Source organism: Corynebacterium afermentans subsp. afermentans (assembly GCF_030408355.1).
GTDB classification, from domain to species: Bacteria; Actinomycetota; Actinomycetes; order Mycobacteriales; family Mycobacteriaceae; genus Corynebacterium; species Corynebacterium afermentans.
The window spans coordinates 1,450,676-1,470,736 of record NZ_CP046606.1 but is presented as its reverse complement, the minus strand read 5'-3'; the positions used below and the strand labels follow the sequence as shown (position 1 = coordinate 1,470,736).

Here is a 20,061-nt window from a genome sequence, read left to right as displayed (position 1 = left end):
TGATCTGGGACGTCGCGTTCGGGGACACGGCGTTCGGGGGCGTCGCCTCCGTCGAGCCCGCCGCTTCTGCATACCCTGGGAGCCAAACCCTGGGGGCTGGCAAAAATCGGCCGATGACAGGCTCTAGTTCCCAGGGTCTGGGGGAGGGGGACCGGCAGGCGGTGCTCATCTGCCACGACCCGACGCTGGACCTCACCCGCGCCGCGGTGGCGACGGGCGCGCCGGTGCTGTTCTTGGACTCGGACTACGCGCGAAGCCAAGAGGCGTCGGCAATGGGCGTCGAGATCGCCGGTGATGTGCGGCTCGACGAGTTCTTGGCCGGCGCAACCGGTTCCGCGGTCGCGGTCGGGGAGATGCCCAAGTCGCTCGCCCGGCTCGACTACCTGGCGCGCTCCATCGCGGGCGCGGGTTTCGACGACGTGCGGGTCGTGTTAGGTGCGAACAACAAGCACCTCGCACGCAGCATGAACACGGTGCTGGGCGAATCATTCACCGACGTCGCAGCCTCGCTTGGCCGCGGCAAGTTCCGTTGCCTCGTCGCCTCCGGCCCGCGGGAGGTGGCCTATGCGCCATTGCTTGGCGACGGCCTGGTCGCCGTCGGCGGTGTCTTCTCCGGCGCGAAGCCGGACCGGGGCGGGGAGCTGCTTCGCTCCTGCCTGCCGGCTGAGCCTGGCCGCCTGCTCGATCTGGGCTGCGGCAACGGCTCGGTCACCCGGGGGATGGGCGGCGTGGCCACGGACGCGGACGCAGACGCGGTACTCTCCGCGCGCGCCATTGGGCTGGAGGCGACGTGGGACGACGCCGGCTCACGCCTGCCGGATGCGTCCTTCGACACGATTGCGCTGAACCCGCCGTTCCACGACGGCACCACCGTCGACGCCACCCTCGTGCAGCACCTCCTTGACGCCTCCGTGCGCCTACTCGCACCCGGCGGTGCGCTGTATGTGGTGCACAACTCCCACCTGCGTTACCGCGGCGAGGTGGAGCGCAGATTCGCATCCGTGGAGCAGGTCGCGCGGAATACAACCTTCACGGTGCTCCGGGCTACGCGCTAGCCCAAAAGGGCAGGCAGTGCGTTGGCGGCGGTGTCTTCGATGACCACGTCGGCCAGGTGGGACAGGTCCGTGCGCATCGGGGTGACCTCGATGATGGGGATCTCGCGGACGTGCGCCATCAGCGGCAGGCCGGCGGCGGGGTAGACCACCCCGGACGTGCCCACGATCACCAGCGCGTCCGCGGTGCGCATGCGGCGCTCCGCCTCTTTCCACTCGGCCTGGGGCAGGGCCTCGCCGAACCAGACCACCCCTGGGCGCACGGAGCCACCGCAGACCGGGCAGGCCGGGGGAGTGATTGCCTCCACGGGTTCTTTGGGGAGGTCGATGGGCTGGGCGAAGTTTTCGTCGCAAAGCGAGCAGCGAAAGTCGAACAGCGAACCGTGCAGGTGGACAACCTCTTTGCTGCCTGCGCGTTCGTGGAGGTTGTCGATGTTTTGGGTGGTCACCGTCGTCTTCGGCGACTTAGCGACGGCAACGTGGCCCGCGTTCGGCTCCGCCTGCTGCGCGAGGTGGGCGCGCCAGAGGTACCAGGCGAACATGGTGTCCGGGTCGTTGTGCCACGCGTCGATGGACGCCATGTCCTGCGGGTCCACGTTCTCCCACAGGCCGGTCTGGGCGTCGCGGTAGGTGGCGATGCCGCTGTCCGCGCTCATGCCGGCGCCGGTGAAGACCTCGATGTGCGAGGCGTCGGTGAGGAGGGTGCGGGCGGTGTCGATGGTGGAAGATGTGGTCATGGATGCGACGGTACCCGCGGGGCGGTAGTGGCGGGCGGGGCTGCCCTAAATGCCGATATCGGCGTTTAGCGTTGATGCGGTGTCAAAAGCCCTGGTCGTGGTCGGGTCAGGAGGGTAAATGCCGATATCGGCATTTGGCGGGTAGGTTCCCAAGAACGTCAGCTGTGGATAACTCCGCCGGTGAGTTGTCCACAGAAGAGCAAACGCTCTTCCTTTTCGCTTGAACCTCTGTCAGGATCGCGGCATGGATCGGGGGAGACAAACAGAAATAGTACGTAAGTTACGCCGTCGGTATACGAACAATACAGGTGCAGTGATTCTGTCATCGAAGCACTGCATGCTGAGAGCCGACTTTGATGAGCTCGCGTTCTTTGAGAAGCGATGGATCCAGGCCATCGCTGCAGGAAAAGCTGCCAGGAAAGCGGCTCTGGCTGGGCGATCAGCAGCACGAGCGTTGGATATGTGGGTGGTGACGACCGACCCGAACGAGCCAGTGGAACTCATCCTGCCAAACGGCAAAGCGCCGCCGAAGAAACAGCAGCCGGCGAACACGGTCTATCACCGGGCAAGGAGACGGTCAGCGACAATCCGGCACTTCGACACGCTGCGTGCCACGGATGAACTGACGACGGCGTTCGAAATCGCGCTGCGACATGGCTTCAGGGAGGGGCTCGTCGCCATGGACTGGATACTGAAGTTCCACGCGGACAGGGACATGGTCGAGGCCGAGATGGAGAAGCTGGGCAGGGTGCGAGGGATTGACACGCTGCGGAAAGTAGTGAAGTTCGCGGTGCACAACTCGCGCTCGCCGTTCGAGTCCTACGGAAGAGCGATTCTGATCGAGCGGGTGGCAGAGCACTGGATCGTCAACGGCATGTTCGTCGGCTATGAGGTGGATCTTCGCCGCGGGATGTTCGTCACGGAGATAGACGGCGACTACAAATACGACGGAGTGACGTTCAAACCAACCGACGAGACGCTGCGGAAAGAACGTCGCCGTGAAAAGAACCTGCTGAAGGCAGGCGTCAAGCTACTTCGCCCGTCTCCGGTCGATTTGCTGTTCAGAGAAGATGAGTTTGTGACCGATGTGCGCCGGCTTCTCGCGTTAGCGGAGATGGTGGAGAAGGCGGCGAGTTAACGCTGGTCAGCATACCGAAACCGATAAACCGATAATTCACACTCTGCCGATAAACCGATAAATCGATAAAGTCCCCGTGGCGGCGCGCGTCCGTTACATCGTCACCACAATGGCCATGGTTACTGCCACGAGCACCACCACGCTAACGACTACCCGGCGCAGATACTGTTTACCCGGCGCGTGCGCGGTGTTCACCGCGATCTTGCCCGGGTTCGACGGCAGCACCGCGACGGCCATCGGGTCGTTCGGCGCAGAGTAGGTGCCCATGCCGCCCTGGTAGCGCAGGTTCTCGTTGCGCACCTGCTCCTCCGCGTCCGGTTCGATGCCGTCCTTCGCAGAGGTCATCCGCACCGCGATCACCACTACATAGACGGTGAAGCCGATCCAGAGCACAATCTCCAGCCAAAACGGCAGCTTCACGTCCGGCACCACCATGGAGATGTTCATCACCGCGAACAGTGCAGCCATCGCGAGGATCATTTTGGAGATGACGTCTGCGGAGGCGCCGCAAAGCTTCTCGACGCGCCGGGCCGCCGTCTCCGAAAACGGCAACGCGCCCTCGGCCGGAACGTCGACGGTGCGTCGGGCAAACGTCCGCGGCGGCAGTAACAGCGGCATCACCACAGAGACGACGATGCCGATGATCATCGGCGCAGTCGCGCTGAACAGCGTCTTTGGCGCAAACCCGTCCGCCTCGCCGGTGGGGCCGACGTGTATCGGCACCGGGTCGGGGATCGCGTCCCAGCGCAGCAGCACGTACGCGAACCCGGTGGCGTAGATCAGCGCGGCCAGGCCGTAGCGGCGGTAGTTGGAAGCCATGGCTACACCCGCATCGTGAGCAGCGTGCCGTCGAGGGCGACGTCGAAGCCGGCAGAGGCGGCAATGTCGGCGACGTCCTCAGTGGACGCGGCGTCGTGCGGCGCCAGCGCGCGGGCCAGCTCGCCTTTGTACTGCTTGTTAAAGTGGCTGACCACCTTGCCGGTCGCGGACTGCTCTACCCGCACGGTCAGCGCTCCCGGCACAGGCCCGAGCTGCTGGTAGGCGCCGGAGCGCATGTCCACCACGAAGTCTTCCTCGGCCAACACCTTCGTCACGGCAGAGCCCCACCACGCCTTCATCGTCTTCCCGCCGAGCTTGGAGCCGCCGGAAACCCGGTAGCGGGGGATCAGATCGCCCGCCCGCACCACACCGAACAGCGCGGAGCCCACGGCCAGGCGCGACAGCGCGTCCGTGGAGAGCGAAGCAGCATCGAGTGCGTCGTAGAGCACCCCGGTGTAGCGCTGGATCGCCGGCATCACCGGCGCGGAGCGCAACGCGAGGTTCTCCTCGGCTTCCGCGCGCTTGCCGGCGGGGATTTTCAACTCGCGCATCATGGTGTCGACGTCGGTGGCCGAGAGAGCGTCGAGAAGCAAAGTGCGCACCGGATCGAGCGACGGGAACGACAGCTGCATCTCAGCGTCGTTGCCGCCGGGGGCTTTGGTTTCAGAAGGCGGGAGGACGATCAGCATGCGCAAAACCCTAGCGGTAAACTGCCAAACCATGATTACACGCCTGTCCACGCTGTTCCTGCGCACGCTGCGCGAAGATCCCGCCGATGCCGAAGTGCCCAGCCACAAGCTGCTGGTGCGCGCAGGCTATGTGCGTCGCGCCGCCCCCGGCGTGTACTCCTGGCTGCCGCTGGGCCTGCGCGCGCTGCGCAAGATCGAGGGCGTGGTCCGCGAGGAGATGGACGCCATGGGCGGCCAGGAGCTGCTCTTCCCGGCACTGCTTCCCCGCGAGCCGTACGAGGCCACCAACCGCTGGGCCGAATACGGCGACGATCTGTTCCGCCTGAAGGACCGCAAGGGCGCGGACATGCTGCTCGGCCCCACGCACGAGGAGATGTTCACCACGGCGGTGAAGGACCTGTACTCCTCTTACAAGGACTTCCCGGTCACGCTGTACCAGATTCAGACGAAGTACCGCGACGAGGCGCGTCCCCGCGCCGGCATCCTGCGCGGGCGCGAGTTTGTGATGAAGGACAGCTACTCCTTTGACATGTCCGACGAGGGGCTGGATCGGTCCTACGCCAACCACCGCGCCGCCTACCAGCGCATCTTCGACCGCGTGGGGCTGCGCTACGAGATCTGCAAGGCCACCTCCGGTGCGATGGGCGGCTCCGCGTCCGAAGAGTTTTTGGCGTACTCCGACAACGGCGAGGACACCTTCGTCGTCTCCACCGCGGGCGATTACGCGGCCAACGTGGAGGCCGTGACCACCGTCGCACCGGAGCCGCGCGCGTACGACGGCCTGCCGGAGGCGGTCGAGCACGACACCCCGTCCTCCGAGACGATTGCGGCGCTCGTGGAGTGGGCGAAGGGGCAGGGGGTGCTTATCGACGGCCACTCCGCCGAAGCCTGCGACACCCTCAAATGCATGATGGTGAAGGTCAACGACCCGCGCGCGCTGGATGAAGACGGCGAGCCGGTCGGCGAACAGCTCGTCGGCGTGCTCATCCCGGGCGACCGCGAGCTGGACGAGAAGCGCCTGGAGGCATCGCTGGAGCCGGCCACGTTTGAGCTGGCCAGCGATGAGGACTTTGCCAAGCACGACTTCTTGGTCAAGGGCTACGTCGGCCCGCGCGCGCTGCAGTCCAACGGCGTGCGCGTGCTGGCGGATCCGCGCGTGGTCGACGGCACGAGCTGGATCACCGGCGCGGACGCACCGGGCAAGCACGTGGTGGGCCTGGTCGCGGGCCGCGACTTCACCGTCGACGGCTACGTCGAGGCCGCCGAGATCAAGGGGGGCGACCCGTCGCCGTCCGGCAACGGCACCGTGGAGCTCGCCCGCGGCATCGAGCTGGGCCACATCTTCCAGCTCGGCCGCAAGTACACCGAAGCCATGGACGTGCAGATCCTGGACGAAAACGGCAAGCGCGCAGTGCCCACCATGGGCTCCTACGGCATCGGCATCTCCCGCATGCTCGCGGTGATCGCGGAGCAGCGTTACGACGACAAGGGCCTGGTCTGGCCCGTGGAGATCGCCCCGTTCCAGGTGCACGTGGCAGTGGCGAACAAAGATGCCGCAGCACTCGAGGCGGGCGACCGGATCACCGCCGAGCTGTCCGAGGCGGGCCTCGAGGTGCTTTTCGACGACCGCCCGAAGGTCTCCCCGGGCGTGAAATTCAAAGACGCCGAGCTTTTGGGCATGCCGTTCATTGTCATCCTCGGTCGCGCGTTCGCCGACGGCATCGTGGAGCTGCGCATCCGCGGCGGCGAGACGCTCGAGGTCCCAGCCGACCAAATCGTGGCGAAGGTCCAGGAGCTCGTGGCGGAACGTTTGGGGTAGCCCGGGGTTGTTGCTTGCGCCCTACGTCCGCTGCGCGTGGGCGGCCAGCCTGATGGCGTCCTCGCGCCAGGTAGATGACTCCGCGTGTGCGGCGGTGTAGCGCCACTGTTTGACCAGGTCGCCCTGCATGGTGCTCACCAGCTGGGCGGCCTCTTCTGCGTTCGCAGGCTCGGCGTAACCCTCGGCAAAGTCGTAGCCGGCGGCCGGAACGAGGGCCTCGTCGGCCGCGCCTTCGACAGGGCCCAGCACGCGGGCGAGCGCCGCGGTGCGCTCGTGGGATGCCTCGCGCAGCTCGCCGACGCGCTCGCGCAGATCAAAATCGGCGTAGGCGAGTGCAACACCGAGGCCGTAGTACATGGCGTTTTCGCGGGCGAGCATGTCGCGGGCCGCTTCCTTATCGGCGGTATTCGAAACAGTTTCGGTGACAGGCTCGAGGTCGACGGGGGAGAGCGTTAGTGCGTCGATAGCCTGGGCGACGATGAGGTCCACGGACTCCGCCGGCACCTTGTCGGCGGCGGCGACGGTGTGCCCGAGCAGCGCGTCCGCGTTACCCGTGGCGGGCAGGTCCGTGTCGCCGTAGCTCACGTCGCAGGAGGCGGGGGTGTTGCCGGTAGCGTCCACGCCGCACAGCCTGCGCGCTTCCCCTTTCAGCTCCTCGCTTTGCTTCTTGCGCATCTCGCGCCACTGCTCCCGTGCGGGGTCCCCGCCGGACCAGTCGGCGGAGGCCTGCTTCGCCAGCGCCATGATTTCGCCGTTCGCGCGCGGACCCACAACGTCCATCACGGTGCAGCTGGTGAGCAAAAGCGCGGCGGCGGGCAGCAGGAGGAGTTTCTTCACGCGCTGCACGTTACACGCTAGGTTGGTCGGCATGGCTTTTCCCACGAACGAGGCAATCGAGCGCATGGTTGAACCGGTTGCGCGCACCTACGGCATGGACATTGAGAAGATCCGCACGGTCAAGGCGGGCAAGAAGTCGCAGGTGGTCATCGCCCTGGACTCGGACGAGCATCCGACGCTCGACGACCTCGAGGAGGTGTCGAAGGAGCTCTCTACGCTTTTCGACGACGCCGAGGAACGCGGCGAAGTCAGCTTCGGCGCCGGCTACACCCTGGAGTTGACCACCCCGGGCGTGGACCTGCCGTTAACCGAGGCGCGGCACTTCCGCCGCAACCGCGGCCGCAAGGTCAAGGTAGGCGGGGAGCAGTGGCGCGTGGGACCGCTCGACGCGAACGAGACTCTGGTGGCGTTGGTGCACGCGACGAAAAAGGGGGAGGAGGTTCGTATTTCGCCGGTTTCTGAATTGTCGGGAGCAGTGGTAGAAATTGAGTTCAATGCCCCGCCAGCGACCGAGTCAGAGCTGGCGGATCGGGCGTTTGAAGAGCTTGAGGCCGCTGCGGCGGAAGGAAAGGAACACAAGTGAATATCGACTTGAACGCGCTGAAGGCGATCGAGGAACAGCAGGGCATCGCCATGGAGGATTTGCTGGCGACTATCGCAAATGCGCTGCTGTTTTCCTACCGCGAGTTCAAGGAGGGGGATGCAGGTGTCAAGGGGGACGACAGCTCCAAGGCGCGCGTCGACATCGACACCGAGACCGGCGATGTGGCCGTCATTGTCAGTGAGCTGAACGCCGAGGGGGAGGTCGTCTCCGAGTACGACGACACTCCGGTGAACTTCTCCCGCATCGGCTCCGTGGCCGTGCGCGACGCCATCAAGGGGCGTCTCCGTCAGGCGGAGGCCGGCCGGGTCTACGACGAGTACTCCGGGTTTGAGGGGCAAGTGGTCTCCGGCATCGTCCAGCGCGACGCGCAGGCGGAGGCCCGCGGCCTAAACATTGTCCAGCTGGGCACCGAGGCAGACCCGCAGGACGGCATCCTGCTGCCGGCGGAGAAAATCCCGGGCGAAAATCTCAAGCACGGCGACCGCATCAAGGCCTACGTCGTGGGCGTGAACAAGGGCGACAAGCGCGTGCAGGTGAACCTGTCGCGCACGCACCCGGAGCTGGTGCGCGGCCTGTTCGCACTCGAGGTGCCGGAGGTTGCGGACGGCTCCGTAGAGATCATCGGCATTGCCCGCGAGGCGGGCCACCGGTCCAAGGTGGCGGTGCGCGCCACCGTCAAGGGAGTCAACGCCAAGGGTGCCTGCATTGGCCCGCGCGGTGCTCGCGTCACCAACATCATGTCCGAGCTCGCCGGTGAGAAGATCGACATCATCGACTGGGACGAGGACCCCGCCAAGTACGTCGGCAACTCCCTGGCCCCGTCGAAGGTGGTTTCCGTTGAAGTGCTGGACCTTGAGGCGCAGGCGGCCCGGGTGACCGTACCGGATTACCAGCTGTCGCTGGCCATCGGCAAGGAAGGGCAGAACGCCCGCCTCGCTGCGCGTCTGACGGGCTGGAAGATCGACATCCGTTCCGACGCAGACGCGGCCGAGTAGCTCGCAGTAAATTACACCGCTGTAACCAGGAAACCCGCTGGAAATATAGATCCAGCGGGTTTTGGCGTACAGTGTTATACGGCTTTTGTGTCCGCACAATCAGGTGCGGCGACGACGATGGCGTGAAAGGAAGGGACGCGGATGGGTGTTGCGCGCAAGCAGCCGATCCGCACCCGAACCTGCATCGCCACCCGCACCGCGCAGCCGGATACCCAGCTGCTGCGGGTTGTCGCCGACCCTGACGTGCCGGGGCGTGTGCTTGCGGACCCGGCCAGGAAACTTCCTGGCCGGGGAGCGTGGATCACGCCCTCGTTGGATGCGGTCGAGCTGGCGGAACAACGCCGTGCCTTCGGGCGGGCGCTCCGTCTGTCCACTGCGGTGGACCTAGGTCATGTACGTACGTACCTTGCGTCGTCGCAAAGCAATTGTGATGAGGTAAACGACCCAGACGAAAAAGGAAAGACTGAACACTGATGAGTACGCAACGATGAAGCAGCATCAGCGATGAATGTCACTGACCACGTCTAGGGGCAGGTAGCCGGAAGGGCACTGCTCCTAGCAACAACGAAGAGGAGATACGTGTCCGGAAAGCTACGCGTTCATGAGTTGGCAAAACAGCTCGGCGTAACAAGTAAGGAACTGCTTGCCACGCTCAAGGAGCAGGGTGAGTTTGTGAAGACGGCGTCGTCGACGATCGAGCCGCCCGTCGTGAAGAAAATGAAGGCGCACTACGCCAAGCAGACCGGCGGCAACGACGCTGCCGACGAGAAGAAGAGCGAGGCTGGGCCGAAGAAGCCGCCGCTGAAGAAGCCGGGCCAGAACCGTGCGAAGGCAACGGCGCCGAAGCCTGCCACCCCGAAGCCTGGCGCGCAGTCGAAGCCGGCGGGCGACAAGCCTGCCCCCGGTGCCCCCAAGCCGGGCGCGAAGCCCGCGGGTGGCCAGTCCGCGCCGAAGCCGGGTGCCCCGAAGCCCGCAGCAGCGAAGCCGGGCGCGCCGAAGCCGGGCGCGCCGAAGCCGGGCGCGCCGAAGCCGGGTGCCCCGAAGCCGGGCGCAAAGCCTGGCGCGCCGAAGCCGGGCGCACCCAAGCCGGCCGCACCGAAGCCGGCTGCCAAGCCGGGTGCAAAGGGCGGCGCTCCGACGCCGGGCGCTATGCCGCGTCCGGTGCCGAAGCCGGGCCGTCCGCGTGTGGCCAACAACCCGTTCTCTTCCAACACCGGTGGCGGACAGCGTCCGCCGCGTCCGGGTGGTGGACGTCCGGGTGGCGGCCGTTCCGGTCCGGGTCAGGGTGGCCCGCGCCCCGGTGGCGCACGCCAAGGCGGCGGCTCACGCCAAGGCGGCGGCTCACGCCAAGGCGGCGGCTCACGCCCGTCCCCGGCGGATATGCCTGCAGGTCCGTCCCCGACACAGATGCCGTCGAAGGCGGCCGCCCCGGGCGGTCGAGGCCGTGGCGGTGGCCGTGGTCGTGGCGGTGGACCGGGTGGTCCCCGTTTCGGTGGTCCGGGTGGCGGATTCCGCGGTCGCGGTGGTCGCCGCGGCGGCACCGCCGGTGCATTCGGACGTCCGGGTGGTGCGCCCGGCAAGCGTCGTAAGTCCAAGGGTCAGAAGAGGGCTGAATACGAGGAGATGCACAAGCCGAACGTCATCGGTGGCGTTCGTCTCCCCGACGGCGGCGGCAAGACCGTCCGCCTGCGCCAAGGCGCGACCCTGTCTGACCTGGCGGAGAAGATCAACACCGAGGCGTCGTCGCTGGTTCAGGCGCTGTTCAACCTCGGTGAAATGGTGACGGCAACGCAGTCCGTGTCCGAGGACACGCTGCAGTTGCTCGGCGCCGAGATCAACTATGAGGTGCAGATCGTCTCGCCTGAGGACGAGGACCGCGAGCTGCTCGAGTCCTTCGACCTGCAGTTCGGCGAGGACGAAGGCGGCGAAGAGGCACTTGAGCACCGCCCGCCAGTGGTTTCCGTCATGGGCCACGTCGACCACGGTAAGACCCGCCTTCTGGACTCGATCCGCAAGGCAAACGTGGGTCGCGGCGAGGCCGGCGGCATTACGCAGGGCATCGGCGCGTACCAGACCGAGGTCACCCTCGAGGACCGGCCGCGAAAGATCACGTTCCTGGATACTCCGGGCCACGAGGCGTTTACTGCCATGCGTGCCCGCGGCGCCAAGTCCACCGACTTGGCCATCCTGGTTGTGGCGGCGGACGACGGCGTGATGCCGCAGACCGTCGAGGCGATCAACCACGCCAAGGCGGCGGAGCTGCCGATCGTGGTGGCGGTGAACAAGGTGGATAGGCCGGAGGCTCAGCCGGACAAGATCCGCGGTCAGCTCACCGAGTACGGCCTGGTGCCGGAAGAGTACGGCGGCGACACGATGTTCATCGACATCTCGGCGAAGCAGGGCACCGGCATAGACGATTTGCTCGAGGCTGTGCTGCTGACCGCGGACGCGGCGCTCGAGCTGACGGCGAACCCGGACATGGACGCCCAGGGCGTGGCCATCGAGTCCTACCTGGACCGCGGCCGCGGCCCGGTTTCCACCGTCATCGTGCAGCGCGGCACCCTGCGTGTCGGCGACTCCATCGTCGTCGGCGGCAACTTCGGCCGCGTGCGCCGCATGGTCGACGAGTGGGGCAACGACGTGGAAGAGGCGGGCCCGTCCCGCCCGGTCCAAGTCCAGGGCCTCAGCGGTGTCCCCGGCCCGGGCGACAACCTGCTCGTGGTCGACGACGACCGCGTTGCCCGCCAGATTGCTGCGCAGCGTGATGCTCGTCAGCGCGCGGCGATGCAGGCTCGTCGTAAGAAGCGCGTGTCCCTGGAGAATCTGGATCAGGCGCTCAAGGAGCGCAGCCAGCTCAACCTCATCCTCAAGGGCGACAACGCCGGTTCGGTGGAAGCCCTGGAGGAGGCGCTGCTCAAGATCGAGGTCGACGACGAGGTGCAGGTCAACATCATCGACCGCGGTGTCGGTGCTGTGACCCAGACCAACGTCACCCTCGCGGCGGCGTCGGACGCGATCATCATCGGCTTCAACGTCCGCGCCGACGGCAAGGCCACCGAGGAGGCCAACGCCGAGGGCGTGGAGATCCGCTACTACTCGGTGATCTACCAGGCCATCGAGGACGTCGAGAGCGCGCTCAAGGGCATGCTCAAGCCGATCTACGAGGAGCGCGATCTGGGCGAGGCGGAGATCCGCCAGATCTTCAAGGCATCCGCTGTCGGCCTCATCGCCGGCTGCATGGTCACCGAAGGCAAGGTCAAGCGCGGCGCGAAGCTGCGCCTGGTCCGCGACGGCAACGTCATCACCCCGGACGCGACCATCGAGTCGCTGCGCCGCGAGAAGGACGACGCCAACGAGGTTGCCAAGGGCTACGAGTGCGGCATGGTGCTGTCCTACCCGGATATTCAGACGGGCGACATCATCCAGACCTACGAGATGGTCGAGGTGCCGCGCGACTAGCACTGCAGCGCCGTCCCCGTCGTAAAGCAATTGCTTATCGACGCCAACCCCCGCTCCGCGCGAACCTGCGCAGGGCGGGGGTTACACTATTGAAAGTTTCGGACAAAGGAGTTGAGCATGGCTGACAACCCTCGCGCACAGCGCCTGGCAAAGCAGATTCAAACGATCGTCGCATCCGCCATCGAGCGGGAAGTGAAAGATCCACGCTTGGAACTGGTCACCGTCACCGACACCCGCGTCACCGGCGACCTGCACGACGCAACCATTTACTACACGGTGCGTGGCCGCAACATCGACGACGATCCGGATTACGACCAGGCCGCCGAGGCGCTGCACCGCGCCCGCGGCCAGATCCGCAAGATCGTGGGCGATCAGCTCAGTGTGCGTTTCACTCCGACCATTTCCTTCGAGCGCGACACCGTCCCGGAGTCCTCCGCCCACATGGAGGAGCTGCTCAACCGGGCCCGCGCCCGCGACGAGGAACTGGCAAAGCTGCGCGCGAACGCGAAGCCGGCGGGCGACAGCGACCCCTACAAGCGCACAGGTGACGATGTCTAAGCAGGCACCGGTATACCTCCCGGAGGCGGCGGCGCAGTTCGAGGCCGCCGCCTCCCGTGTGCGCGCAGCAGAGAAAATTTCGGTGGTTGCGCACATCAAGCCGGACGCGGACGCGATCGGCTCCGCCTGCGCGCTGGCGTTCGGCCTGGAGAAACTGGGCAAGGACGTGGAGGTCTATATTGGCCAGCCGCTTCCGCACTCGGCGAACATGCGCACCATCCCAGGTGTGGACCGTATCCAGTACGGCGCGCCGCTGCCTGACGACGGCCTCGTGGTCACCGTGGACTGCGCGTCCGCGGACCGCACCGGCTCGCTCATGCCGGCGATCATGGAAGATCCCTCCCGGGTCATCGTGATCGACCACCACAACACCAACCCCGGCTTCGGCGGGATGAACCTGATTGTGGACAGTGAATCCACCACGGTGATGGTCCGCGAGCTGCTGGGCCGCCTCGACGTCGAGCTGGACCCGGACATTGCCTACGGCCTATACGCCGGTTTGGTCACGGATACGGGAAGCTTCCGCTGGGGCACACCGCGCATGCACACCTTCGCCGCTGAGCTCATGGAGTACGGACTGAACACCCGCCAGATCGCGCTCGACCTGATGGACACGATGGGGCCCGTGGATTTGCAGCTGATGGGCGAGGTGCTGGCGAACACCCACATCGTGCCCACGAAGGGCCTGTCCGTGGCCGTGCTGACGATCCCGGTGGGCATCCACTCGCGCATGAGCCAGACAGCGGTTGAGTCGATTATCGATTACTCCCGTTCGCTGGAAGGCACGGATGTCGGCGTGGTGCTCAAGGAGCAGTCGAAGAAACAATGGGCGATGTCGCTGCGCTCGGTTGTGGTGGATGTCTCCGCCGTGGCGAAGCAGCTGGGCGGCGGCGGCCACTGGGCAGCCGCCGGATATTCCGCCACCGGCAGCCGCAACGAGGTAATCCGCAAGCTTCTCGACGCGTTCCCGGAGCCGCAAGCAACTGATGACTAACTGGCAACCAGCAAAGCAACGTTCGATGGGCCGCGAGATCCTAATGCTCGCCCTGCCAGCGCTCGGCGTCTTGGCCGCCAACCCGCTCTACTTGCTGCTCGATACTGCAGTGGTGGGCAGGCTCGGTACCGCACAGCTGGCCGCGCTTGCGGCGGGCGCGGCGCTCCAGTCCACGGTGACCACCCAGCTGACGTTTTTGTCCTACGGCACCACTGCGCGCAGCTCGCGCTTTTTCGGCGCCGGCAAACGCGACAAAGCGGTGGCGGAGGGGGTGCAGGCCACGTGGGTGGCGCTAGGCGTCGGCACGCTGCTGGCGATTATCGTTGGGCTGTTCGCACAACCCCTCGCCCAGGCGCTCGCCAACGACTATGCGACGAGCGTGCGGGCCGCCCAGTGGATGCGCGTGGCGGTTTTCGCCGTGCCGTTAACGCTTGCGATCATGGCCGGTAACGGCTGGATGCGCGGCGTGCAAAACACGAAGCTGCCGTTCTACCTGACGCTATGCGGGCTGATCCCGGGAGCGATCCTGCTGCCGATTCTAGTGGGGCGTTTCGGCCTGGTCGGTTCCGCAATTGCCAACGTGATCGGCATGGGGATTACCGCCGTGCTGTTCGTGGTGGTGCTGGCGCGCGAAAACGCCAGGTACGACGGAAGCTGGGCGCCGCGCTGGAGCGTGATCAAACGCCAGCTCGTGCTGGGCCGGGACCTGATCTTGCGCTCGCTGTCGTTCCAGGTCTCGCTTTTGGCTGCCGCGGCGGTCGCGGGCCGGATCGGAGTGGTGGCGCTGGCGGCGCACCAGCTGATGCTGCAGCTGTGGAACTTTCTCACACTGGTGTTGGACTCGTTGGCAATCGCGGCGCAAACGCTCACCGGCTCCGCGCTGGGCCGCGGAGGCGCGCAGCAAGCCCGTGCCGTGGGGCTGCAGGCGCTGAAGTACTCCATGATCTTCGCGGTGGCGCTGTCCGCCGTGTTCGCGCTATTCGCTGTGCCGATCCAGAGTATCTTTACGGCGGACCCGGAGGTCGTTCATACGCTGCGGGTGCCCTGGTTGCTGCTTATCGGAATGATCCTGGTCGGCGGGGCTGTCTTCGCCCTCGACGGCGTGCTGCTTGGTGCCGCCGACGCCGCGTTCTTACGCAACCTCACACTGTTTTCGCTGCTGGCGGTGGCGCTGCCGATCATCCTGGCCGCCGGGGTGTTTGGCTGGGGCCTCACCGGCATCTGGGTCGGGCAACTCGCTCAGGTAGCCACGCGATTGGTTGGCGTGGTGTGGAGGTTCCGCTCAATGCGGTGGGCCGTGTCTGGCGTAGATGGTAAGAAAGAGGAATGACCACCACGCTCTGGGCCGTCAGCGACCTACACGCGGCGGTGAAGCGCAACGGCCCGAAGATCGACGCAATCCAGCCGGCCGACCCGTCGGACTGGCTCATCGTGGCGGGCGACGTCGCCGAGCGGCCAGAGCTGATCATCCAAGTGATGGAAAATTTGGCTAAACGCTTCGACACCGTGGTGTGGGTGCCGGGCAACCACGAGCTGTTCTGCCGCTCAGCGGACAGGCACCGGGGCCGTGAGAAATACACGATGCTGGTGCAGGCCATGCGGGCAATCGGCGTGATCACCCCCGAGGACCGCTACCCGGTTTTCGGCGGGATGACCATCTGCCCGCTGTTCACCCTCTACGACTACTCGTTCCGCGCCCGCGACCTCACCGTGGAAGAGGCGCTTGCCGCCGCGCACGAGAACAACGTGGTGATGACCGACGAGGTCGCCATTGCCCCCTTCGTGGACATCCGCGCCTGGTGCTGGGACCGGCTGGCGTACACCACCAAGCGGCTCTCCCGTATCAACGGCCCCACGATCCTGATCAACCACTGGCCGCTGGTGCAGGAGCCGGTACAGCGCATGCAGTGGTCCGACATCGCCCTGTGGTGCGGCACCCGGCACACGCGAACCTGGGCCCAGCGCTATAACGCGAAGGCCGTCGTGTACGGTCACTTGCACATGCCGGGGGTGACAACTGTCGACGGAATAGAGCACATCGAAGCGTCTCTCGGCTATCCGCGCGAATGGGAGCAGCACCCGTCTGCGCAGCCGTTCCCGTACCCGGTCATGGAGGTTGAGCAGTGATGCAAGACGTTGCGCTGTTCCCTCCCGAAGCACGTTGCGTGTTTTACCTCGCCGACGACTCGACCGACACCGTCGACCTGACCCGCTACGAGGACCTGCACCCCGACGAGCGTAATGAGGTCAGCGCCGCCGTGGACGTGCGCAAAGGCGAGTTCGGCGACGCTCGCTGGTGCGCGCACCAGGCGCTGCGTGAACTCGGCGTGGAATCTGCCGGGGCCATCCTGCGAGGGGAAAGGGGCATGCCGCTGTGGCCCGAGGGGTTCACCGGCTCTCTCACGCATACCGACGGGCTCCGCGCAGCCGTGGCTGCCTCCACCCGCCACGTGCACTCCATGGGCATGGACGCGGAGCCGGCAGAGCCGCTTCCGGACGGGGTGCTGCGCTCCATCGCCAGCGAAACCGAGATAGCGATGGTGCAAAGACTGCAGACCGACGGCTACACCTGGGCGGATCGGCTGCTGTTTTGCGCCAAGGAAGCCACCTACAAGTGCTGGTATCCGATGACCCGGCGCTGGCTGGACTTCGACGAGGCCGAAATCGAGCTGCGCACCGACGGGTCCTTCACCTCCCAGCTGTTGGCGCGGCCCGCCCCAGTGCCGTTGTTCGAGGGCCGCTGGATCGAGCGCTGCAACTACGTGGTCACCGCCACCTACGTGCGGTAGCTCCCGTGCGCAGGATCGAAGGCTGACACCTCCTCGCGCAAACCCTGGGATCTAGACCCAGGGATCCGCCGATTTTTGCGCGAACCCAGGCTCTCGATCCCAGGGTTTGTGCACCGAGGGCAGGGCAGGGCGGGGCAAGACGGGGCAGGGCGGGCCCCTACAGCGTCGAGGGGCGTGCGACGAACACTGTGGCGAGGCGTTTGCCCTTCTCCTTCACAAGCGCCACCGCGCGCCCATCCGGACCCACCGCCGCGTGGACGCCCTTGAGCCCGCGCGGCTCCAGCCACTTGCCCATGGCCAGGGCGTCGTATTCGTCTGCTGTCACGTTGAGGACCGGCCACACGCGAATCAAGGCGTCGTCCAGGCTCAGCGACAGCTCGGCGGAATTCTCGAGCTGCTCCAGGGTGCGTGCATCGGTGAGGGAGAATGCGCCGACACGGGCGCGTCGTAAGGCAATCAAATGCCCCCCGACACCTAAGGCAGCACCCAGGTCGCGCCCGAGCGAGCGGATGTAGGTGCCGGAAGAGCAGTGCACGCGCGCGTCGACGTCCACGAACTCGCCGTCGCGGCGGATCTCGCCGAGGTCGAAGGCGTGGATGGTCACCTCGCGCGCGGGGATGTCCACCTCCTCGCCGGCGCGCACGAGCTCATGCGCGCGCCGCCCGTCGATCTTGATCGCGGACACCTTCGACGGCACCTGCATGATCGTGCCGGTCAGCTTTGCCACCTCAGCGCGGATCGCCTCATCTGTGACCCCGGAAGCATCATGCGTATCGACGGTTGCGCCTTCGGCATCATCCGTTGTCGTCGACGCGCCCAGGCGGATGGTGGTTTCGTACACCTTGTCCTCGGCCACGAGGTGGGCCAGAAGCTTCGTGCCGCGCTCGATGCCCGCCACCAGGACACCGGTTGCCATGGGGTCGAGCGTGCCTGCGTGGCCGACTTTGCGGGTGCCGAAGAAGCGGCGCAGGCGTGCGACAACGTCGTGGCTGGTCATGCCAGCGGGCTTGTCCACGACGACGATTCCGGAAGTGGCGAGGGGATCGTTCATGTCTCGCGATTATGCCGTACCCTAAGTCCCCGTGGATATTCTGCGCGGGCTTTCGAGTGTGCCGGATTCCTTCGCGGAAACCGGCACGGTAGTCACTATCGGTGTGTTCGACGGAGTGCACCGGGGCCACCAGCTGCTCATTTCCAAAGCGGTGGACACCGCTCGCGAACTCGGCGTGCCGTGCGTTGTGATGACCTTCGACCCGCACCCCGTGACCATTTTCGCTCCGGAGCGCGCGCCTCGGGCGCTGATGCCTCTCGACGAGCGCGCCCGCCACATCGCCGACCTGGGCGTGGACGAGCTTGTGGTCATCGATTTCCGTGAAGAACTGGCCGGCCTGACGCCTGCGGAGTACATGGACGACGTGTTGGTTTCCACCCTGGGCGCGAAGCACGTGCTGGTGGGGGAGAACTTCACCTTCGGACGCGACGCCGCCGGCACCGCCACCGACATGGCGCAGCTCGGGGAGCGGGCGGGCGTGGACGTGACCATCGTCAAACTGCTGGGCGAGGGCGAAGTGCGGATTTGTTCCACTGCCATCCGCGACCATCTTTCCGGCGGCGACGTCGCCCTGGCCACAGACTTCATGGGCCGGCCGTTTTCCGTCATCGCCCCGATTGAGCGCGGCGCGGGCCGCGGCGGCAGGGAGCTGGGCTACCCCACGGCGAACCAGTACGCCTCAGACACCTCCGCAGTGCCCGCGGACGGCGTGTACGCCGGCTGGCTGACCATCATCGACGACGGCGAAATCGACGGCGACATGGAACCCGGCGTGCGCTACCCTGCGGCGATTTCCGTGGGCACCAACCCCACGTTCGGCGACGCGCGACGCAGCGTGGAGTCCTTCGTGCTGGACCGCGACGCGGACCTGTACGGGCGCATGGCGCGCGTGGAATTCGTGGAAAAAGTCCGCGACATGCTCAAGTTCAACTCCGTGGACGAGCTTTTGGAACACATGTCCCGCGACGTTTCCCGCACCCGCGATATTCTCGGGGCATGACCCCCAAGCTGATCCTGGATTTGGACACCGGCATCGACGATGCCCTGGCTCTCGCGTACGCGCTCGCCTCGCCGGAAGTCGAACTTATCGGCGTGACCTGCACCTACGGTAACGTCGTGGTTGAGCAATCCGTCCGCAACACCCTGGCAATTCTGGAGCTGTTCGGCCGCACGGACGTGCCAGTGTTCGAAGGCCCGGGCCACGCGCGCGCCAAGGACTCGTTTGAAGTCCAGGAGATCTCCGCGTTCATCCACGGCCAAAACGGCATTGGCGAGGTTGAGATCCCGGATGCCGCCCGCCAGGTTGAGCAGACTTCCGCGGTGGATTTTTTGGTTGATTCGGTGCACAAGTACGGCGACGAACTGGTGATCGTGCCCACCGGCCCGTCCACCACAATCGCCGCCGCGATCGAGGTGTCAAACGTGTTCCGCGACGGCGCGCAGATTGTGATGATGGGCGGTGCGCTGACCGTGCCGGGCAACGTCACGGCGTGGTCGGAGGCGAACATCCACCAGGACCCGGAGGCGACCGACCTGATGTTCCGCAGTCTGCGCAACGTCACCATGATCGGCTTGGACGTGACCCTCCAAACGCTGCTGACTACTGCGGAGACCACGAAGTGGGCCGAGCTGGGCACAGCCGGTGGCGCGTTCTTGGCGGACATCACGAACTACTACATCGACGCATACAAAACCACCTCGCCGCACCTGGGCGGTTGCGGTCTGCACGACCCGCTGGCGGTAGCGGCGGCGATCAACCCGGGCCTGGTGGACACGCTGGGCGTCAACATGAAGGTGGACACGGAAGGCGAAACGCGCGGGCGCACCATCGGCGACGAGGCCCGGCTCAACGACCCAGACAAGCACGCCGCAGTGGCCGTGCGAGTAGACACGACGGGCTTTTTGCAGGAGTTCATGCAGCGGTTGAGCGTTTTGGCTCAGGCAACCCCGGTCGTGTAACCTCTTGCGAGGTCTTGCGCCACTCGACTGTGGTTCGCGGCAGTCACGGCGCAGCAAAGACTTTTTCCGTAGAACGCGAACTGAAACAACCAAGGAGTACCTCATGGCACTGTCCACTGAGAAGAAGAGCGAGATCCTCAAGAACTACGGCCTGCACGAGACCGACACCGGCTCTCCGGAGGCACAGGTTGCGCTGCTCACCGAGCGCATCAACAACCTGACCGAGCACCTCAAGGACCACCAGCACGACCACCACTCCCGTCGTGGCCTGCTGCTGCTCGTCGGCCGTCGTCGCGGTCTGCTGAAGTACCTGCGCGAGAACAACGTCGAGCGCTACCGTGACCTGATCGGTCGCCTGGGCCTGCGTCGTTAATCACGCGCCTGGAAGCACGCCTCACCCAACGTGGTGGGGCGTTTTTTCGTGCGGCGTTGAACTGGGTTGCGCTGGGGTGAGCCGGGCTGGGTCCTCGTTGGCGGCCATGCGCAGAATTGTTCACGGCGCGATGAATGATCCCGCACTATTCGAACACCCAACCTGGGCAGAGTGAACAATTCGGCAAC

20 protein-coding genes and 2 pseudogenes are annotated in these 20,061 nt (G+C 65.9%); 16 read left to right on the top strand and 6 right to left on the bottom strand.

Annotated elements, in window-relative coordinates; genetic code table 11:
- The first annotated feature begins 113 nt into the window (after positions 1 to 113).
- Positions 114 to 1,055 carry a class I SAM-dependent methyltransferase gene (locus tag CAFEA_RS07050; protein WP_063936928.1) on the top strand — a complete coding sequence of 314 codons (942 nt, stop codon included), beginning with the start codon at positions 114 to 116 and terminating at the stop codon, positions 1,053 to 1,055.
- On the opposite strand, the gene CAFEA_RS07045 is transcribed toward CAFEA_RS07050, so the two are convergent.
- Positions 1,052 to 1,789 (bottom strand): NAD-dependent deacylase, encoded by a 738-nt coding sequence (locus CAFEA_RS07045; RefSeq protein ID WP_063936875.1) that lies wholly within the window; start codon positions 1,787 to 1,789, stop codon positions 1,052 to 1,054. The two genes, CAFEA_RS07050 and CAFEA_RS07045, sit on opposite strands and share 4 nt — an antisense overlap.
- 337 nt (positions 1,790 to 2,126) lie before the next feature.
- Between CAFEA_RS07045 and CAFEA_RS07040 the strand changes: the two genes are divergently transcribed.
- Entirely contained in the window at positions 2,127 to 2,927 is an 801-nt protein-coding gene (locus CAFEA_RS07040) for a hypothetical protein (protein WP_051106365.1), read from the top strand.
- A 93-nt stretch (positions 2,928 to 3,020) separates the two neighbouring features.
- Here the strand turns inward: CAFEA_RS07040 and CAFEA_RS07035 are convergent, their stop codons facing one another.
- The gene (locus CAFEA_RS07035; RefSeq protein ID WP_063936874.1) at positions 3,021 to 3,746 is read right to left on the bottom strand and encodes a DUF1648 domain-containing protein; all 726 of its coding nucleotides are present in this window, start codon (positions 3,744 to 3,746) and stop codon (positions 3,021 to 3,023) included.
- Positions 3,747 to 3,748: 2 nt separating this feature from the next.
- Entirely contained in the window at positions 3,749 to 4,435 is a 687-nt protein-coding gene (locus CAFEA_RS07030; protein ID WP_063936873.1) for a YaaA family protein, read from the bottom strand.
- A 31-nt stretch (positions 4,436 to 4,466) separates the two neighbouring features.
- Between CAFEA_RS07030 and CAFEA_RS07025 the strand changes: the two genes are divergently transcribed.
- Positions 4,467 to 6,254, top strand: coding sequence for a proline--tRNA ligase (locus CAFEA_RS07025; RefSeq protein WP_063936927.1), 1,788 nt, complete (start codon positions 4,467 to 4,469; stop codon positions 6,252 to 6,254).
- A 21-nt stretch (positions 6,255 to 6,275) separates the two neighbouring features.
- Here the strand turns inward: CAFEA_RS07025 and CAFEA_RS07020 are convergent, their stop codons facing one another.
- Positions 6,276 to 7,091, bottom strand: coding sequence for a hypothetical protein (locus CAFEA_RS07020; RefSeq protein WP_172796700.1), 816 nt, complete (start codon positions 7,089 to 7,091; stop codon positions 6,276 to 6,278).
- A 31-nt stretch (positions 7,092 to 7,122) separates the two neighbouring features.
- Here CAFEA_RS07020 and rimP point away from each other — a divergent pair, with 31 nt between their 5' ends.
- The 4 genes and pseudogenes from rimP to CAFEA_RS11320 form a co-directional block, all read left to right on the top strand.
- Positions 7,123 to 7,674, top strand: a complete 552-nt coding sequence (gene rimP / locus CAFEA_RS07015) for a ribosome maturation factor RimP (RefSeq protein WP_063936925.1) — start codon at positions 7,123 to 7,125, stop codon at positions 7,672 to 7,674.
- Complete coding sequence (gene nusA / locus CAFEA_RS07010; RefSeq protein ID WP_063936872.1) at positions 7,671 to 8,690, top strand: transcription termination factor NusA; 1,020 nt, start codon at positions 7,671 to 7,673, stop codon at positions 8,688 to 8,690. Before rimP ends, nusA begins: the two co-directional genes overlap by 4 nt.
- A gap of 141 nt (positions 8,691 to 8,831) precedes the next feature.
- Positions 8,832 to 9,164, top strand: a complete 333-nt coding sequence (locus CAFEA_RS07005; protein ID WP_063936871.1) for a YlxR family protein — start codon at positions 8,832 to 8,834, stop codon at positions 9,162 to 9,164.
- A gap of 105 nt (positions 9,165 to 9,269) precedes the next feature.
- Positions 9,270 to 9,362, top strand: a pseudogene (locus CAFEA_RS11320) (translation initiation factor IF-2 N-terminal domain-containing protein); the annotation flags it as partial.
- Positions 9,363 to 9,686: 324 nt separating this feature from the next.
- On the opposite strand, the pseudogene CAFEA_RS11315 reads toward CAFEA_RS11320, so the two are convergent.
- Positions 9,687 to 10,004, bottom strand: a pseudogene (locus CAFEA_RS11315) (hypothetical protein); the annotation flags it as partial.
- Between the two features lie 66 nt (positions 10,005 to 10,070).
- On the opposite strand from CAFEA_RS11315, the gene infB reads away from it, so the two are divergent.
- From infB to CAFEA_RS06975, 6 genes are all read left to right on the top strand, one after another.
- The gene (gene infB / locus CAFEA_RS07000; RefSeq protein ID WP_350308266.1) at positions 10,071 to 12,149 is read left to right on the top strand and encodes a translation initiation factor IF-2; all 2,079 of its coding nucleotides are present in this window, start codon (positions 10,071 to 10,073) and stop codon (positions 12,147 to 12,149) included.
- Positions 12,150 to 12,266: 117 nt separating this feature from the next.
- Positions 12,267 to 12,707 carry a 30S ribosome-binding factor RbfA gene (gene rbfA, locus CAFEA_RS06995; protein ID WP_063936869.1) on the top strand — a complete coding sequence of 147 codons (441 nt, stop codon included), beginning with the start codon at positions 12,267 to 12,269 and terminating at the stop codon, positions 12,705 to 12,707.
- Positions 12,700 to 13,701 (top strand): DHH family phosphoesterase, encoded by a 1,002-nt coding sequence (locus CAFEA_RS06990; RefSeq protein WP_063936868.1) that lies wholly within the window; start codon positions 12,700 to 12,702, stop codon positions 13,699 to 13,701. Before rbfA ends, CAFEA_RS06990 begins: the two co-directional genes overlap by 8 nt.
- Positions 13,694 to 15,031, top strand: coding sequence for an MATE family efflux transporter (locus CAFEA_RS06985; protein ID WP_082855602.1), 1,338 nt, complete (start codon positions 13,694 to 13,696; stop codon positions 15,029 to 15,031). The genes CAFEA_RS06990 and CAFEA_RS06985 overlap by 8 nt, the downstream gene beginning before the upstream one ends.
- Positions 15,028 to 15,828, top strand: a complete 801-nt coding sequence (locus CAFEA_RS06980; protein WP_063936866.1) for a metallophosphoesterase family protein — start codon at positions 15,028 to 15,030, stop codon at positions 15,826 to 15,828. Before CAFEA_RS06985 ends, CAFEA_RS06980 begins: the two co-directional genes overlap by 4 nt.
- A complete protein-coding gene (locus tag CAFEA_RS06975; RefSeq protein WP_063936865.1) occupies positions 15,828 to 16,490 on the top strand; it encodes a 4'-phosphopantetheinyl transferase family protein in 663 nt (220 codons plus the stop codon). The genes CAFEA_RS06980 and CAFEA_RS06975 overlap by 1 nt, the downstream gene beginning before the upstream one ends.
- 157 nt (positions 16,491 to 16,647) lie before the next feature.
- Here CAFEA_RS06975 and truB read toward each other — a convergent pair whose 3' ends face one another.
- Positions 16,648 to 17,541, bottom strand: a complete 894-nt coding sequence (gene truB / locus CAFEA_RS06970) for a tRNA pseudouridine(55) synthase TruB (RefSeq protein ID WP_063936864.1) — start codon at positions 17,539 to 17,541, stop codon at positions 16,648 to 16,650.
- Positions 17,542 to 17,572: 31 nt separating this feature from the next.
- Between truB and CAFEA_RS06965 the strand changes: the two genes are divergently transcribed.
- From CAFEA_RS06965 to rpsO, 3 genes are all read left to right on the top strand, one after another.
- On the top strand, positions 17,573 to 18,541 hold the full coding sequence (locus CAFEA_RS06965; RefSeq protein WP_063936863.1) for a bifunctional riboflavin kinase/FAD synthetase: 969 nt from the start codon (positions 17,573 to 17,575) through the stop codon (positions 18,539 to 18,541).
- Entirely contained in the window at positions 18,538 to 19,500 is a 963-nt protein-coding gene (locus tag CAFEA_RS06960; RefSeq protein WP_063936862.1) for a nucleoside hydrolase, read from the top strand. The genes CAFEA_RS06965 and CAFEA_RS06960 overlap by 4 nt, the downstream gene beginning before the upstream one ends.
- Before the next feature lie 103 nt (positions 19,501 to 19,603).
- A complete protein-coding gene (gene rpsO / locus CAFEA_RS06955; RefSeq protein ID WP_034998704.1) occupies positions 19,604 to 19,873 on the top strand; it encodes a 30S ribosomal protein S15 in 270 nt (89 codons plus the stop codon).
- The last annotated feature ends 188 nt before the right edge of the window (positions 19,874 to 20,061 follow it).

What these genes read in the sequence shown, in the direction of transcription:
- CAFEA_RS06985 (WP_082855602.1), top strand. Translation starts at nt 13,694, where the DNA reads ATGACTAACTGGCAACCAGCAAAGCAACGTTCGATGGGCCGCGAGATC.
- rimP (WP_063936925.1), top strand. Translation starts at nt 7,123, where the DNA reads ATGGCTTTTCCCACGAACGAGGCAATCGAGCGCATGGTTGAACCGGTT.
- CAFEA_RS06975 (WP_063936865.1), top strand. Translation starts at nt 15,828, where the DNA reads ATGCAAGACGTTGCGCTGTTCCCTCCCGAAGCACGTTGCGTGTTTTAC.
- infB (WP_350308266.1), top strand. Translation starts at nt 10,071, where the DNA reads ATGCCTGCAGGTCCGTCCCCGACACAGATGCCGTCGAAGGCGGCCGCC.
- CAFEA_RS07045 (WP_063936875.1), bottom strand. Translation starts at nt 1,789, where the DNA reads ATGACCACATCTTCCACCATCGACACCGCCCGCACCCTCCTCACCGAC.
- CAFEA_RS07025 (WP_063936927.1), top strand. Translation starts at nt 4,467, where the DNA reads ATGATTACACGCCTGTCCACGCTGTTCCTGCGCACGCTGCGCGAAGAT.
- rpsO (WP_034998704.1), top strand. Translation starts at nt 19,604, where the DNA reads ATGGCACTGTCCACTGAGAAGAAGAGCGAGATCCTCAAGAACTACGGC.
- CAFEA_RS07050 (WP_063936928.1), top strand. Translation starts at nt 114, where the DNA reads ATGACAGGCTCTAGTTCCCAGGGTCTGGGGGAGGGGGACCGGCAGGCG.
- CAFEA_RS07030 (WP_063936873.1), bottom strand. Translation starts at nt 4,435, where the DNA reads ATGCTGATCGTCCTCCCGCCTTCTGAAACCAAAGCCCCCGGCGGCAAC.
- CAFEA_RS06960 (WP_063936862.1), top strand. Translation starts at nt 18,538, where the DNA reads ATGACCCCCAAGCTGATCCTGGATTTGGACACCGGCATCGACGATGCC.
- truB (WP_063936864.1), bottom strand. Translation starts at nt 17,541, where the DNA reads ATGAACGATCCCCTCGCCACTTCCGGAATCGTCGTCGTGGACAAGCCC.
- rbfA (WP_063936869.1), top strand. Translation starts at nt 12,267, where the DNA reads ATGGCTGACAACCCTCGCGCACAGCGCCTGGCAAAGCAGATTCAAACG.
- CAFEA_RS07005 (WP_063936871.1), top strand. Translation starts at nt 8,832, where the DNA reads ATGGGTGTTGCGCGCAAGCAGCCGATCCGCACCCGAACCTGCATCGCC.
- CAFEA_RS06980 (WP_063936866.1), top strand. Translation starts at nt 15,028, where the DNA reads ATGACCACCACGCTCTGGGCCGTCAGCGACCTACACGCGGCGGTGAAG.
- CAFEA_RS07040 (WP_051106365.1), top strand. Translation starts at nt 2,127, where the DNA reads ATGCTGAGAGCCGACTTTGATGAGCTCGCGTTCTTTGAGAAGCGATGG.
- CAFEA_RS07035 (WP_063936874.1), bottom strand. Translation starts at nt 3,746, where the DNA reads ATGGCTTCCAACTACCGCCGCTACGGCCTGGCCGCGCTGATCTACGCC.
- CAFEA_RS06990 (WP_063936868.1), top strand. Translation starts at nt 12,700, where the DNA reads ATGTCTAAGCAGGCACCGGTATACCTCCCGGAGGCGGCGGCGCAGTTC.